The sequence below is a fragment of the Streptomyces cucumeris genome, from assembly GCF_024295805.1.
GTDB classification, from domain to species: domain Bacteria; phylum Actinomycetota; class Actinomycetes; order Streptomycetales; family Streptomycetaceae; genus Streptomyces; species Streptomyces cucumeris.
This window is the reverse complement of record NZ_JANCLX010000002.1, coordinates 37,292-50,320: the sequence shown is the minus strand read 5'-3', so window position 1 is coordinate 50,320 and position 13,029 is coordinate 37,292. Positions and strand designations below refer to the sequence as shown.

Annotated in this window: 16 protein-coding genes; 11 read left to right on the top strand and 5 right to left on the bottom strand. The window is 69.0% G+C overall.

Annotated features, from left to right (window positions below; all coding sequences use genetic code 11):
* Positions 1 to 133: 133 nt before the first annotated feature.
* The 3 genes from NMK44_RS03180 (at position 134) to NMK44_RS03170 (ending at position 1,559) form a co-directional block, all read left to right on the top strand.
* Positions 134 to 682, top strand: a complete 549-nt coding sequence (locus NMK44_RS03180) for a MarR family winged helix-turn-helix transcriptional regulator (RefSeq protein ID WP_254737973.1) — start codon at positions 134 to 136, stop codon at positions 680 to 682.
* 113 nt (positions 683 to 795) lie between these two features.
* On the top strand, positions 796 to 1,311 hold the full coding sequence (locus NMK44_RS03175) for a sigma factor-like helix-turn-helix DNA-binding protein (RefSeq protein WP_254737971.1): 516 nt from the start codon (positions 796 to 798) through the stop codon (positions 1,309 to 1,311).
* On the top strand, positions 1,308 to 1,559 hold the full coding sequence (locus tag NMK44_RS03170) for a hypothetical protein (protein ID WP_254737969.1): 252 nt from the start codon (positions 1,308 to 1,310) through the stop codon (positions 1,557 to 1,559). Before NMK44_RS03175 ends, NMK44_RS03170 begins: the two co-directional genes overlap by 4 nt.
* A 32-nt stretch (positions 1,560 to 1,591) precedes the next feature.
* Here NMK44_RS03170 and NMK44_RS03165 read toward each other — a convergent pair whose 3' ends face one another.
* The gene (locus tag NMK44_RS03165; RefSeq protein ID WP_254737967.1) at positions 1,592 to 2,749 is read right to left on the bottom strand and encodes a cystathionine gamma-synthase; all 1,158 of its coding nucleotides are present in this window, start codon (positions 2,747 to 2,749) and stop codon (positions 1,592 to 1,594) included.
* 146 nt (positions 2,750 to 2,895) lie between these two features.
* Between NMK44_RS03165 and NMK44_RS03160 the strand changes: the two genes are divergently transcribed.
* Positions 2,896 to 3,993, top strand: a complete 1,098-nt coding sequence (locus NMK44_RS03160; RefSeq protein ID WP_254737965.1) for a hypothetical protein — start codon at positions 2,896 to 2,898, stop codon at positions 3,991 to 3,993.
* An 89-nt stretch (positions 3,994 to 4,082) separates the two neighbouring features.
* Positions 4,083 to 4,742: a peptide-methionine (S)-S-oxide reductase MsrA gene (gene msrA / locus NMK44_RS03155; protein WP_254737963.1), complete on the top strand. Its 660-nt coding sequence runs from the start codon at positions 4,083 to 4,085 to the stop codon at positions 4,740 to 4,742.
* Here the strand turns inward: msrA and NMK44_RS03150 are convergent.
* A complete protein-coding gene (locus NMK44_RS03150) occupies positions 4,739 to 5,287 on the bottom strand; it encodes a flavoprotein (RefSeq protein WP_254737961.1) in 549 nt (182 codons plus the stop codon). The two genes, msrA and NMK44_RS03150, sit on opposite strands and share 4 nt — an antisense overlap.
* A 132-nt stretch (positions 5,288 to 5,419) precedes the next feature.
* Between NMK44_RS03150 and NMK44_RS03145 the strand changes: the two genes are divergently transcribed.
* From NMK44_RS03145 to NMK44_RS03125, 5 genes are all read left to right on the top strand, one after another.
* The gene (locus tag NMK44_RS03145) at positions 5,420 to 6,604 is read left to right on the top strand and encodes a helix-turn-helix domain-containing protein (RefSeq protein WP_254737959.1); all 1,185 of its coding nucleotides are present in this window, start codon (positions 5,420 to 5,422) and stop codon (positions 6,602 to 6,604) included.
* Positions 6,605 to 6,829: 225 nt separating this feature from the next.
* Positions 6,830 to 7,540, top strand: a complete 711-nt coding sequence (locus NMK44_RS03140) for a hypothetical protein (RefSeq protein WP_254737957.1) — start codon at positions 6,830 to 6,832, stop codon at positions 7,538 to 7,540.
* Positions 7,541 to 7,610: 70 nt separating this feature from the next.
* Positions 7,611 to 8,087, top strand: a complete 477-nt coding sequence (locus NMK44_RS03135) for a hypothetical protein (protein ID WP_254737955.1) — start codon at positions 7,611 to 7,613, stop codon at positions 8,085 to 8,087.
* Between the two features lie 451 nt (positions 8,088 to 8,538).
* Positions 8,539 to 8,733, top strand: a complete 195-nt coding sequence (locus NMK44_RS03130; protein ID WP_374215224.1) for a hypothetical protein — start codon at positions 8,539 to 8,541, stop codon at positions 8,731 to 8,733.
* Positions 8,730 to 9,005: a hypothetical protein gene (locus NMK44_RS03125; protein WP_254737953.1), complete on the top strand. Its 276-nt coding sequence runs from the start codon at positions 8,730 to 8,732 to the stop codon at positions 9,003 to 9,005. Before NMK44_RS03130 ends, NMK44_RS03125 begins: the two co-directional genes overlap by 4 nt.
* Before the next feature lie 61 nt (positions 9,006 to 9,066).
* Here NMK44_RS03125 and NMK44_RS03120 read toward each other — a convergent pair whose 3' ends face one another.
* The 3 genes from NMK44_RS03120 to NMK44_RS03110 all read right to left on the bottom strand — a co-directional run bounded on the left by NMK44_RS03120 (position 9,067) and on the right by NMK44_RS03110 (position 11,473).
* A complete protein-coding gene (locus NMK44_RS03120) occupies positions 9,067 to 9,858 on the bottom strand; it encodes a calcium-binding protein (RefSeq protein ID WP_254737951.1) in 792 nt (263 codons plus the stop codon).
* Positions 9,859 to 10,130: 272 nt separating this feature from the next.
* Entirely contained in the window at positions 10,131 to 10,421 is a 291-nt protein-coding gene (locus NMK44_RS03115) for a hypothetical protein (protein WP_254737949.1), read from the bottom strand.
* 59 nt (positions 10,422 to 10,480) lie between these two features.
* Positions 10,481 to 11,473 (bottom strand): hypothetical protein, encoded by a 993-nt coding sequence (locus tag NMK44_RS03110; protein WP_254737947.1) that lies wholly within the window; start codon positions 11,471 to 11,473, stop codon positions 10,481 to 10,483.
* A gap of 333 nt (positions 11,474 to 11,806) precedes the next feature.
* Between NMK44_RS03110 and NMK44_RS03105 the strand changes: the two genes are divergently transcribed.
* Positions 11,807 to 12,889, top strand: a complete 1,083-nt coding sequence (locus NMK44_RS03105; protein ID WP_254737945.1) for a hypothetical protein — start codon at positions 11,807 to 11,809, stop codon at positions 12,887 to 12,889.
* Positions 12,890 to 13,029: the final 140 nt, after the last annotated feature.

Sequence of the window (13,029 nt, the reverse complement as noted above, 5' to 3'; positions counted from 1 at the left end):
TCACGGCGCGGGGCGGCGGCCGATAGGGATGCACGGGTAACGGCAGGTTTCTGCAGCCCCCGTACGGGCAGGGCCCCGGCCGCGTACTCTGTGCCACATCCCACAGACCACCGCATGAAGTGAGCCCCAGGCCATGCCCACCCAATCGGACATGACGACTCAACTCCACACAGGCGTACTGGATTCCCTCCAGCATCAGGTCGCGGTCTTCGCGCGCCGCGCCGAACAGACCCGCCTCGGCGGCGTCGGACAGGCCCGCAACTCCATGGACCGAGCCGCCTACTTGCTGCTCAACCGGCTGGACCAGGAAGGTCCGATGGGGGTCAAGGCGCTTGCGTGCGGTATGGGCATCGACTCCTCCACCGTGACCCGCCAGGTCGCCCCGCTGGTCGACTCCGGCATGGTCAAGCGCACCTCGCACCCCGAGGACGGCCGCGCGGTCGTCCTCCAGCTCTCACCCCGGGGCAAGGCCCGGCTGGAGGAGGTCCGCTCCTCCCGGCGCGAGCTGATGGCCCAGGTGACCGAGGGCTGGACGGCGGAGGAGCGCGATGTCTTCTGCGAGCTGCTGACCCGTTTCAACGGCTCCCTCTCCGTTGCACACAACACCCTGGTCCAGGACCCGAACGGGGCACTGCCGCAGACCGCGCCCGACGCCGTACCGCAGACCGCGCCCACCTCCTGACGGAACGCGCGGCCCGCGGCGCCCGCCGCCCGCATCTCACGGACCGGCGGCAGACCTCTTGACCGCGCGCCCGTACCTGCCGTGTCCTAAAGGAGCGGGGAGGCGGAGGCGCGGTGCGAGATCGGCGGGCAGCACAGGAGAGCCGCCGGGCCCGGGAGTTCGAGGCATTCGTCGCGGGCGCGGGTGGCAGGCTGCTGCATGCGGCCGCACTGCTCACGGGGGAACCACTGACGCGGGACACCGCGGACGCCCAGCGCCTGCTCAACACGGCGCTCGCCCGCACGTACGCCCGCTGGGACCGGCTGCGCGGCGAGGATCCGTACGACCGCACCCGGATGGAACTGGCCGCCCTCTTCGCCCGCCGCGGCCATCACTACCGCCGTCCGCGCGGCGGCGCCCTGGACCGGCTGACCCCGCGCGAGCGGCTGGTGCTGGTGCTGCGGCTCTACGAGGGCGTGGCCGAGGAGCAGACGGCCGCCGCGCTCGGGCTCCCGGTCGAACGGGTGCGGGCGATCTGCACCCGCGCGGTGTCCGTGATGCGCAGCGGGGTGCCGCGGCAGCCGTCGCCGCCGCGCCGCGGCGGCACGGCGGCGAGCACCCCCGCGGGCGCGGCGGGAGCGGTCCCATGAGCTCCTGGGACCGCAAGGAGGACGAGGTCCGCCGGTTGATGGAGGGCCCGCATCCGCTGCTGCCCCCCGATCTGGCGGACCGGGCGGCGGGCCGGGGACAGCGGATCCTCCGCCGTCGGCGGGCCGTACGGGCCGTCGGCTGGGTGCTGCTGTTCGCCGCGGTGGTCGCGTTCGGCGTGTGGGCGGCGATCGTCGAGCCGTGGACGTTGCCGCCGACCGACACCACCCCTCCGCTGGAGGGGTGGTGAGGGACGGGTCAGCCTAGGTCGTGGGGCCTGCGTCAGCCCAGGGCCTGGGTCAGATCGGCCATCAGGTCGTCGACCGACTCGATGCCGACCGACAGCCGGACGAGGTCGGCGGGCACCTCCAGGGCCGAGCCCGCGGTGGAGGCGTGCGTCATCCGGCCCGGGTGCTCGATCAGTGACTCCACACCGCCCAGCGACTCGCCCAGCGTGAAGAGTCGCGCCCGGTTGCAGACCTCGACCGCCGCCTCCTCGCCGCCCGCGACCCGGAACGACACCATGCCGCCGAAGGACCGCATCTGCTTGGCGGCGACCTCGTGCCCGGCGTGCTCCGGCAGCCCCGGGTAGTAGACCTGGGTCACCTTGGCGTGGGAGGCCAGCAGCTCCGCGATCCGCGCGGCGTTGGCGCTGTGCCGGTCCATCCGGACGGCGAGGGTCTTGATGCCCCGCAGCACCAGCCAGGAGTCGAAGGGCCCGGCGACCGCGCCCATCGCGTTCTGGTGGTAGGCCAGTTCCTCGCCGAGACCGGGGTCGGCGACGACGAGCCCGCCGCCGACCACGTCCGAATGACCGCCCATGTACTTGGTGGTGGAGTGCACCACCACGTCCGCGCCCAGCGCCAGCGGCTGCTGGAGGTAGGGGCTGGCGAAGGTGTTGTCGACGACCAGCCGGGCCCCGGCACCACGGGCGATATCGGCGACGGCGGCGATGTCGGTGATGCCGAGCAGCGGGTTGCTGGGCGTCTCCACCCAGATCACCTGGGTGCGGGGGCGCAGCGCGGCCCGTACCGCGGCCGGGTCGGAGGTGTCGGCGACCGACCACTCCACGCCCCAGCGCTCGACGACCTTGGCGAACAGCCGGAACGTACCGCCGTAGGCGTCGTTCGGGATCACCACGTGGTCGCCCGGCACCAGCAGCGTGCGCAGCAGGCAGTCCTCGGCGGCCAGGCCGGAGGCGAAGGCGAGGCCGCGGCGGCCGCCTTCGAGCGCGGCCAGGTTCTCCTCCAGGGCGGTACGGGTGGGGTTGGCGGAACGGCTGTACTCATAACCGTTGCGCAGGCCGCCCACCCCGTCCTGCTTGTAGGTGGAGACCTGGTAGATCGGAGGCACGACGGCCCCGGTGAGCGGGTCCGCCTCCTGGCCGGCGTGGATGGCGAGCGTCTCGAAGCTCTGCGGGTGCTGATGCTGGTCGGTCATGGGCCGAGGGTAACGCCCGGCGGGGCGGTGCCGGGTCCCTCGTCCGGGCGGGCGCATAGGCTGGAGATCAGGCGCGGGCCCGCGAAGACCGGCAGGACAGGGCCTGGCACCGTCGGAACCGTTCGCACCTTCTCACGGGGATCCTCATGGAGCTTCTGATCTTCCTCATCGCCCTCGTCATGGTGGGCGGGCTGATCATCCTGCCCGCGCTGCGGCGGATGCGCGGGGGCCGCGAGGCCATGCGGGGGGCGCTGCGCGCCTCGGACCCGGCGGAGTACGGCTTCGTCCCGCCGGAGCGGCTGGACGTCCGGCTGCCCGGCCCGGACCGCCCGCTCACCGATGCCCTGGAGGAGGTCCAGTCCTCTCAGGACTGGCAGCCCGCCGCGCGGCTGCTCGCGCTGACCGAGGCGTCGTCGGAGCTGCGCTGGCAGCGGGTGCAGACGCTGGCCGGGGCGGCGGCCTACGAACTGGCGCGGACCCCTGGCCAGGGCGGTATGTGGCTGCGCACCTGGCGGGTGGCGGCGCCCAAGGACGCGGGAGCGGCCCAGGTGCACGCCGAGTTCCTGGTCCGGCAGGCCCTGCTGGACCCGTCCTCGCCCGACTTCCGGATGATCCTCGAGGAGGCCCGGAGCGTCTGCCAGGAGGCGGCGCTGCTGGCCCCCGGCGATCCGGTGCCGTACATCATCGAGCTCGGCGTCGCCCGTGGTCTGGGCTACCGGCAGGCCGACTTCGAGGAGCTGTGGTCCAAGGTCACCGAGCGCGCCCCGCACCACATGGGCGCGCATCTGGCCGCGCTGCACTACTGGTGCGGCAAGTGGCACGGCTCCCAGGAGCTCGCCGACGCCTTCACCCACGCGGCCGCCGCCTCCGCCCCGGAGAAGAGCCTGCTGCCGGCCCTGCCGCTGTTCGGCGTCTTCGAGCACCTGCCCGACGTCAATCTGGTGCGCGGCCTCTACCAGAGCGAAGTGATCACCAAGGCGATCGAGGGCGCCCTCTTCGCGACCCGGCAGGCCCCCGCCGACCACCCGGTCCTCCCCCACGTCCGCCATCTGCTGGTGTGGTTCCTGGTGCGGGCGGAGCGGTACGCGGAGGCCATGGAGCAGCTACGGCACGTGGACGGCCATGTGGGCGCGGTGCCGTGGTCCTACGGCGCGGACCCGGCGGCCGAGTACGCGGTCTACCGGGCGCTCGCGGTCGCGGGCTGGGAGGGCCACGGCGGCTCCCCGGCGACGCTGCCGCGCTGAGGCCGCCATACGACGGATGCCGGCCCGGAATTCTCCCGGGCCGGCATCCGTTGTACGGGACGCGTCGCGTACCCGAACGAGGAGCCCGCATGCTGTTCAGCCGCCACAAGAACCACCTCCCGACCTCCGAGGAGGCGCTGAAGGGCCGCCCCGACCCGGCGTTCTCCGTCCCCGACCGCCACACCGTCCTCGGCAACCCGCTCACCGGTCCGTACCCGGACGGCCTGGTCACCGCCGACTTCGGACTGGGCTGTTTCTGGGGCGCGGAGCGGAAGTTCTGGCAGGCCCCGGGGGTGTGGACGACGCTCGTCGGCTACCAGGGCGGCCACACCCGGAACCCCTCCTACGAAGAGGTGTGCAGCGGCCTCACCGGCCACACCGAGGCCGTCCGCGTCGTCTTCGACCCGGCCATCACCTCCTACGGCGCCCTGCTGAAGCTCTTCTGGGAGTCCCACGACCCCACCCAGGGCTTCCGCCAGGGCAACGACGTCGGCACGCAGTACCGTTCGGCGGTCTACACCCACTCCCCCGAGCAGCAGGCCGAGGCCGAATCCTCGCGCGCCGCCTACCAGTCGGTCCTGACCGGCTCGGGCTACGGCGACATCACCACGGAGATCCTCCCCGCGGGCCCCTTCTACCCGGCGGAGGGCCACCACCAGCAGTACCTGGACAAGAACCCCGCGGGCTACTGCGGCATCGGCGGCACGGGCGTGAGCTGCCCGATCGGCGTGGCCCCTGCGGACGGCTAAGGGGCACCGGCGGCTGATGCGGCCGCTTCCAGGGCCAGGTGCCACGGATAGTTCTCCGGTCGGCCCTGGCCCGGCTTGTTGGGTACGAAGCCGCCTTCTCCGTAGAGCACACGTACGCCCATCGCGCGCAGCGTGGCAACGCTGGTGTCGAACTGGATGTGCTGGACGAAGGCGGCGTTGACGCACGGCATGGCCACCGTGGGGATTCCCTTGCCGATGGCCTCGGCCACGACGCCGACGACGAACTTGTCGGTGATCCCCAGGGCCCACTGATTGATCGTGTTGAAGGTGGCGGGTGCCAGGACCGCGGCATCCGCGGGAGGCCATGCCTCGGGCTCGTGGGGCAGCCTGTACTGGCTGCACACCGGGTGACCGGTCAGCTCCTCCAACGCTGGCAGGTCGTCGTCAAGCCAGCGTGCGGCCGTGGGGGTCAATCCGAGGCAGACATCCCAGTCGGCGGACTGCGCCCGCTCGATGACACCGGCGATGTCCAGCACGGGCGGTGCGGCACTTCCGAACAGGTAGAGCACGCGGTTCGTGGTCATGTGGGCAGTCCACCGCGTAGTACACCCAACCCGCAAACGCGCCCTGTCCGGGCTGAAATCACCGTTCATCATCGTCTGTCATGGCTTGGACGAGTAGCGTTTCTGTGAGTGAGTCACGAAAGGGAGGCACGCATGCCGCTCCCCGGCGACGAACACACGGGTACTCGGATCGCACACCACCGGAAGCGGGCTGGGCTGACTCAGCGCGGCTTGGCTCAGAGAGTGCCCTACTCATACAGCCTGCTCACACACGTGGAGTCCGGACACAAGCCAGCCAGCCCCGACTTGGTTGCCGCGGTGGCCAAAGCGCTGTGCATCGACGTCACCACGCTGACCGGGCAGCCCTATGTGACCGAGTTGCAGCAGGACCGGTTGGTCGCGCTGGTTCGCCCGATCCGTGAAGCTCTCGACCTCTACGACCTGGGGGCCGATCCGGCGATCAGTCCTCGTCCGACCCTTCAACTCGTCGCCGCTGCCGAGCAGCTGTGTCTGCAGGTCCGGGCCACGAAACTCCATGACGCCGCTCTCGACCTTCCCGACACGATCGCGGAGATCACTACAGCCGCATGCCGAGCGCCATCGTCGGAGCTCTGGGCCGCGCTGTCGAGTACGTACCGCACCGCGCATGATCTCGCCGTGAAGCTGGGCTACTACGACCTGTCGACGGTCGCGCTGGACCGGATGGAGTGGGCTGCGTCGCGCGCTTCGGATCCGCTGCTCTCCGCGGTGCGTCAGTACATGCGTGCGTTGGTCTACTTCCGGGAGGGCGAGTACAGGATCGGCAAGCGGCTCGTCGCTTCTGGACAGGGACTGTTGGAACAGTCGCCTCAGACGCGGGCGCGGCAGGCCGTTGCCGGGCAGCTCCACCTCGGGGCGAGCATCATCGCGGCCCGCGCCCGTGACGCGGATGCGGTTCGGAACCACCTTGCGGAGGCCAGGTCTTACGCGGACCAGGTCGGCGAAGCGACCGACGTCCACTGGCTGTCCTTCGGGCCCACGAACGTCACCGTGCACGTGGTGTCCGCCTACGTCGAGATGCGGCACTACGGTGAAGCGCTGCGGGAGGCCACGAAGGTGCGGATACCGAAGGACTGGGCCGTGTCCCGCGCGGCTCACTTCTACGTCGATCAAACACGTGCCCAGATGGAAGCGGGACGTTCCGAAGCAGCCTTGAAGTCCATGGTCACCGCGCGCAGGCTGGCGCCCCAGCAGACGCGGTACCACCCAGGCGCACGGGACACCATCAGGGGACTGATCCACTTGTCCCGGCGCACGCCGGACACCCTCGACCACCTGGCGGCCTGGGTGGGTCTCTAGGTCGTCCACGCCATCCCCATCACGCTCACGCCGCAGGTTCTACGGATGAGCTCACTCCGTCACGCCGCTTGCTCACCACCAGAAACGGACTTGTTGTTCCGTGTTCGTTTATGAGCTAAACCTCCTCAGGTTCTGTTTGATCTTCTTGATCATTGAGTGGATTGCATGGTTTGATCATTGCCGCCACCGACCCCGCAGAGGGTCGGACATTTGTGGAGGGCATTCGTGCCGAGAAGAGCCAGTGTCGTCGCAATCGCCGCCGGGGTACTGATCATGGGGAGTTCAGTACCTGCCCTCGCGGGGGAGCCTGGAGCAGATCCGGCCATCGTCGACCCGCCGATCGCGATTGATGGAGCCGGGGTCGAGCGCGGTTCCGTGACGGACACACCCGTCGCCGGGGCGGATACCGAATCGGGCGCCGACAGCACAGAAGCACTGGAGGAGGACTTGCCCCTCCCGGGCGAGGTGGACGGCCCCGACCTCGGGGACGGAGGCGTGCAACCCAAGGGCCAGCCGGGCTGCACCCCCGGCGGCGTGGTCCGCGTCACTCGGAATCTGAAGAACACGATGTCGGTCAAGTACGCGACCTTCATCCAGAACAAGAAGTCCTACAAAATAGACTTCAAGTTCACGTCCAAGAAGTCAGGCACGACCACCATCGGCAGTTCTGTCACAGTGAGTTCCGAATTCAAGATGCTGTGGCTCGGCAAGATCAAGGTTGACGTCAACGTCAGCGCCCAGAAGTCCTGGACTTCCGAACTGGGCGTCGAAACCGGCGGCAAGGTCAAGGCGCATTCGACCGTGTACGGCGACTACGGAATCAAGAAGGAAAACATCTACGGCTACACCGGCACCCGGTACAGCAACTGCGAAATTGACGGAAAGCGGCACATGAAGGCATGGGCCCCGTATCGTGAGGGCTGGGTCATCCGCTGACTCGGGACGCGTCCCGTAACGCGCCCCAGCCTGTCTGCCTAGGGCGCGTTTCCCGTGAGGAGATTGCCCTATGGGGCGTTACACCGCAGTGCCCACCCTGCTCATCCTGTTGCTCACCGCCGCCTGCTCGGGAGCCAATGACGCCAACGGAGACTCCCCTGCCTCTACAGCCCGGCCATCCAGCACCAAGCCCGGCGATGGTTCCGCTGTCGAACCCAAGGGATCCTCTGGGCGGACATCCCTCGACCTGCCCTCGGGCGCAAAGATCCTCTTGCCGGTGACCAAGGGAACCGGTGACGCCGACCTTCCCGCCTTCAAGCCCGCAACCGACGTGTACACCATCCATGCCATGTGCGCAGGCAAGGGCAAATTGACGCTCGTCGACCGTAAAGTCCGGGGCGGCAAACCCACGAAGATTGGCTGCAACGGCCCTATCACCATCGGGCGCGTCTACACGGACATCACCACTCAGGCATTGTCCGTCCAGGTACACGGCGGAAACCTCCACTGGTCGATCGCCATCGTGTCCGGCGAACACAGCATGTGACCCACCGCTCGGCCGCCCGTGGTGTCGGCCGGTCCAGCCCCCGGCTTTCACTCAACTGTGAAAGTTGGGGGCTTCGTACGTCACCAGCATGAAGGCTCAGGAGTTTTTCACCCACCACAGGACCCCGGCGACGCGTGCCTGCGCCCCGGGGCGTGGTCAACCTGAGGAAAGCAGGTCGACGTGCGGAACTGTATCGGCAGGATCTTCGAATCGGTGAGGAGCGCGTTACAACCCGGTCAGGGGCGGCATCGGACAGCCCAGACGCGTACAACGGCGAGCTGCGTAGATGCCCCCACGCTGCGGCTGCCTCGTGTGCATCAGGTGTTGCAGCGCGCTCGGGTGGAGTCTGCGTGTGCGCCACACGGGGTGGTGGCCCGGTGAATGTGCGACGACGTCTGTTGCCTTGGCCAGGGCCCGCTGGCAAGCCGTGCTACCTGCGGTGCAGCTTCGCATGGGCGCTGAACTCCTGGACCACGCCGAGGTGCTGCTCAGCAATCCGAAGGCTGAAGCCGGGGAACTCCGTTTCCTCTCCAACCGTCTGGTCGAGGCGCTGCGTGATGCTCTCCGAATCGCGGAGAGTCGTGGCAGTCGCCTGTTGGTGTCCGACGACGCTGGCTCGGGTGGAGCGAGCGAGGTGGAGGAGTGAGCCCGGACCGGCGGATGACGTCCGGGTGGCAGCTCCAGGCCACCCCGGCGGGACTGCGCGTACGGCGTGATCTGGACGGCTGTCTCACGGTGCCACTCGGGATCGTCCGTCTCGGCAAGCATGTGGCGCTCGCGCCGCTGATGCTGTCGCTGGATGAGGCGGATCAGCTCCACGCGGGCCTGTGCTTCGTACTCGCTCCGGAGACTCCGCCGGTGGATGCTCCCGAGTGCCGGAAGTCGGTCCGCTACCCCGGGGGTCGCCAGCAGTACTGAGACAACACGGCGCCGGGTCCCGGCTGAGCGGATCCGGCGCCACGCTTTGTCTCATACGTGCTTACCGCACGTCGACGTAGTCGCCGGGGGCGGTGGCGGTGCTGGTGGTGGACGTACCGGAAAAGGACCAGCGCCAGTAACCGTCAGCAGCAGCCTTGACGGCGGTCTTCAGGGCGCCGCCGCGTCCTGCGGACACCGTTTTGACGGTGGTGTAGGTGTTGGTGCCCTTCTTGCGAAACTGCAGTTTCACCGGCTGACCCGCATAGCCGGCGTACCTGTAGGACTCCCAACTGGCTCGGGTCAGGTTGCCGGTGACGGCGAGGGACTTGCCCTTCTTCACCGGCTCCGGCGAGGCGTTGACCGTCAGCTTGGCATAGCGTCTCACCTTCACCGTGGCGGCTATGTCCTTGTGGACGTGGTCCCAGTCGTTGCCGGTGGCACTGGCGGTCAGCTTCCAGGTTCCCGCCGTGGTGTTGTCCTGCGGTTCGATCCGCGGGTTCATCGTCATGATGAAGGTGCAGGTGGTCGTCGTGGCGTTGTGAGCCACGCAGTCACCGGCGCCATTGTCGGGGACCACGAGCCCATACGGATCGTCGGGCCCTTTCGGGCCGGGCCCATACCACAGCGCGGGAACGTTGTAGTCCTCTTTGATGCCCGAGTCGTCGGTGGCAGTCACCGCGATGGTGAAGGTTTTCGGTTTCGTGGTGCCCAGGACAATGTCGGACCCGCCGTTGATGACCACGTCCATCGTGGTGTCGCCCACGACTTCGTCCGCCTGGGCACCGTCCGGAACAACTAAGACGGACAGTGCCACGGCACTGGCAATAGCGGCCATGGTGGCGCGCTTACGCATGAGTGTTTCCCCATCTCTGATGGCCCCGGGTAGCCCCGGGGCCAAAGCTGGCAGGACGCGTCCGGTGCGGGGGAGATCTGGTCCGCCCGGGTCAGGGCGGCCTGCTCCTCCTCAGCGGCGCAGACGGCACCGGAGACGACCGCCGAACCCTCAAGACAGTTGCACCGCAGAGAGATCCTGTCTGAAACCACGTACTGCAACAGCTGAAGGTCATGGGGCAGCAAGTCCTGGACGGGGCATACGCCGCGCTCGGCCTGCCGCCCCCCGCGCGCTCAGGGGGTGGAGCTCGGTGAGGGGGTCGGGCTGGTGGAGGGGGTCGGGCTGGGGGTGTCGTCCCACGAGTACGTGGGGTTCTCCTTGATCGACGGGCTCCAGGGCGTCTGCTCCGGAGGCTCGAAGGGGCCCTTCCGCTCCTCCATCAGGAACATCATCACGCCCGCGAAGACGAGGCTGAGGATGATCAGGGCCATCCCCACGGGGTTGGCCGGGTTGTAGGTGTACCGGCTCGTGCCCCAGTTGCTCTTCTTGAAGACCGGCTCGTAGTCGTCGTCAGGCCGCGGCATGAAACCCCCCGGTGTCCGCTCCGTGACGGAGATCGTCGCACACCGGGGGCCGGTGGCGGCTAGGTGGACGGGCAGTTGGGGACGGAGGATTCGGGGGAGCAGTTGTCCGGGGCGTTGTGGGTGACCTTGCTGGCGTCGAGGGTGACCGAGCTGTCGTTCTCGTTGAAGATGCCGCCGCCCGCGGTGATCGCCGTATTGCGGGTGATCCGACTCCGTACCAGCGTCGCGGTACTGAAGGAATTCCTGAGTCCGCCGCCGGTCACGGCGATGTTCTCGCTGAGGGTGGTCGACGTCAGGTGCAGGGTGCCCGCGAACTGGTTGATGCCGCCGCCGCGCGGAGCGGTGTTCCCCTTGACCGAGACCGAGGTCAGCTCCGCGGTGCTGCGCAGGTTCTCCAGGCCGCCGCCCCCGTCGTTGAGGGCCCGGTTCTTGAGCAGTGAACCGCCGTGCATGGTCAGCGTGCCGGGGCGGCCCAGGAGCTGGTTGCGTCCGTTGAGGATGCCTCCGCCGTTGAGGGTGGCGGTGTTGTGCTCGACCGTGCTGTCGACGAGGTCGAGCCGTCCACCGACGTTGTGGATGGCGCCGCTGGTCTCGGCGTGATTGCCCTTGATGGTCGTGCGCTTCAGGTTCAGGGTGCCGCTGTTCCAGATGCCGCCGCCGGCGAAGGCGGGAAGGCTGCCGCCGCTGATGGTGAGCGCCTTCAGGGTGAGTGTTCCGTCGAGCGCCACATGGAGGATGCGGAAGTCCTGGGTCGCGGCCGGGTCGCGTCGGATGGTGGTGTCGCGGCCGGTGATCGTCACGTTCCCGGTGATCTCCGGCAGCCCGTCGTCCGCGTTGTCGGCCGCGGTGAGGGTGTAGGTGCAGTGGGACGCGAGGGTGATGGTGCCACCGCTGGTGTTGGCCTGGTTGATCGCGTCGACCAGTCCGGTGATGTCGCCGCACCGCACACGGGTCGCCGCGGCGGCGTCCGCCGGTCCGGCGGGCAGGACGGTGAGGGACAGTCCCAGGCCGGCCACGGCGGTCATCGCACCGGATCGCACGACGTTCTTCATCGGTACGCCTTTCGCAGTGCTGGCGGGACAGGGCGCGACGCGCCGCCGTCCATCGGCCGGGCCGCCGGCCAGCGGGGGTGAAGGGGGCTTCTCCTTCATAGCCGTCGGCCCGGGCGGCCTCACCTGATGTACCGCCGAACGGTCCTGGCCCGCACGGCGCGCCCGGAGGAAACCGCCCGGGGCGGTACGCCCGAACGGCTTGTCCGAGGTGCGCCGAATGCCTGGTTCGCATAGGTCTGCGCGATGATCGGGGGCGCCCAGGGGGGCTCGGCCGCCGGGCACCGCCCGGATCCCGCCCAGCCCCTCCCCTCCCCCACAGCCAAGGGAAGCCGCATGACTGACACGCTCAGACGCGCCACCATCACCGCCGTCACCGGCCTCGGCCTGTGTCTGACCCTCCTGCCCACCGGAGCCGCGCAGGCACGGGCGGCGATCCGCGTCGCGTGCAACGACGTCACCGCCCTGAAGGCGGCCATCAACAGCGCGAACACCAGCGGCAGCGGCAGCATCCTCCTCGCGCCCCGGTGTGTCTACACCCTGAGTTCCGCCGACAACCCGGGTGACGGCCTGCCCGAGATCACCGGCAATGTGCGGATCACCGGGGACGACACCACGGTCGAGCGCAATTCCGGCGATCTCTTCCGTATCTTCCACGTACGGCAGGGCGGCAGCCTGAGCCTGAAGTCGATCACCGCGCGCTACGGCGAGCTGGGCACCGGGGACTCCAACGGCGGAGGGATCCTCAACGCCGGCGGCACGCTCACCCTGACGGACTCCACGGTCCGGAGCAACAAGGCCAGCACCGGCGGCGGGATCTGGAACCAGCTGGGCACGCTCGTCATGAAGAACAGCACGGTCAGCTACAACCGGGCGACCTTCGGCGGCGGAGTGGCCACCAACGGCACGATGACGATGGACGGCGGCAGCCTCCACGACAACAGCGGCGCGTTCTGGGGCGGCGGTCTCGCCAACGCGGGGGAAACCAAGCTCAACAACGTCTCGGTCGCGCACAACGACTCCGGTGACCTCGGGGGCGGCATCGTCACCCTGGCCATCAACTTCGAGACCGGACCGCTGCGTCTGAACTCCACCAAGGTCACGGGCAACATCGCCCGGAACGACGGCGGTGGCATCCGCACCGGCGCGGACGAGCCGCTGTCGCTCTACCGCAGCGCCGTCGTCCACAACACCTCCAACGGCGGCCCCACCACCGGCGGCGGAATCTCGAACCCCGGAAGCGGCCTGGGCCTGCACATCGGCACGAGCACGCGCAAGGAGGTCAAGAAGAGCTCGACCAAGGTGACGCCCTTCGAGGTGACCCTCATCCGCAGCGCCGTCGTCAAGAACTACCCGACCAACTGCGCCCCGCCCAACAGCGTTCCCGGCTGCGACAACGGCGCCCCCAACGGGAGCTGACCCACGCCGCCCCATCGGAAACGGCCCGCCGCCCCCGGCCGACGACGTCGGCCGGGGGCGGCAGCACGTGACCGGCTACCCGGGAGTACGCTCGACGGGCAAGGTGCACTCGTCCTACGGGGGACAGACCATGCCCGCAT

Bases quoted from the DNA above. Each gene is read 5' to 3' on its own strand.
- NMK44_RS03120 (WP_254737951.1), bottom strand. From the start codon at position 9,858: ATGCGTAAGCGCGCCACCATGGCCGCTATTGCCAGTGCCGTGGCACTG.
- NMK44_RS03145 (WP_254737959.1), top strand. From the start codon at position 5,420: ATGCCGCTCCCCGGCGACGAACACACGGGTACTCGGATCGCACACCAC.
- NMK44_RS03110 (WP_254737947.1), bottom strand. From the start codon at position 11,473: ATGAAGAACGTCGTGCGATCCGGTGCGATGACCGCCGTGGCCGGCCTG.
- NMK44_RS03105 (WP_254737945.1), top strand. From the start codon at position 11,807: ATGACTGACACGCTCAGACGCGCCACCATCACCGCCGTCACCGGCCTC.
- NMK44_RS03130 (WP_374215224.1), top strand. From the start codon at position 8,539: ATGGGCGCTGAACTCCTGGACCACGCCGAGGTGCTGCTCAGCAATCCG.
- NMK44_RS03165 (WP_254737967.1), bottom strand. From the start codon at position 2,749: ATGACCGACCAGCATCAGCACCCGCAGAGCTTCGAGACGCTCGCCATC.
- msrA (WP_254737963.1), top strand. From the start codon at position 4,083: ATGCTGTTCAGCCGCCACAAGAACCACCTCCCGACCTCCGAGGAGGCG.
- NMK44_RS03135 (WP_254737955.1), top strand. From the start codon at position 7,611: ATGGGGCGTTACACCGCAGTGCCCACCCTGCTCATCCTGTTGCTCACC.
- NMK44_RS03160 (WP_254737965.1), top strand. From the start codon at position 2,896: ATGGAGCTTCTGATCTTCCTCATCGCCCTCGTCATGGTGGGCGGGCTG.
- NMK44_RS03115 (WP_254737949.1), bottom strand. From the start codon at position 10,421: ATGCCGCGGCCTGACGACGACTACGAGCCGGTCTTCAAGAAGAGCAAC.
- NMK44_RS03150 (WP_254737961.1), bottom strand. From the start codon at position 5,287: ATGACCACGAACCGCGTGCTCTACCTGTTCGGAAGTGCCGCACCGCCC.
- NMK44_RS03170 (WP_254737969.1), top strand. From the start codon at position 1,308: ATGAGCTCCTGGGACCGCAAGGAGGACGAGGTCCGCCGGTTGATGGAG.
- NMK44_RS03180 (WP_254737973.1), top strand. From the start codon at position 134: ATGCCCACCCAATCGGACATGACGACTCAACTCCACACAGGCGTACTG.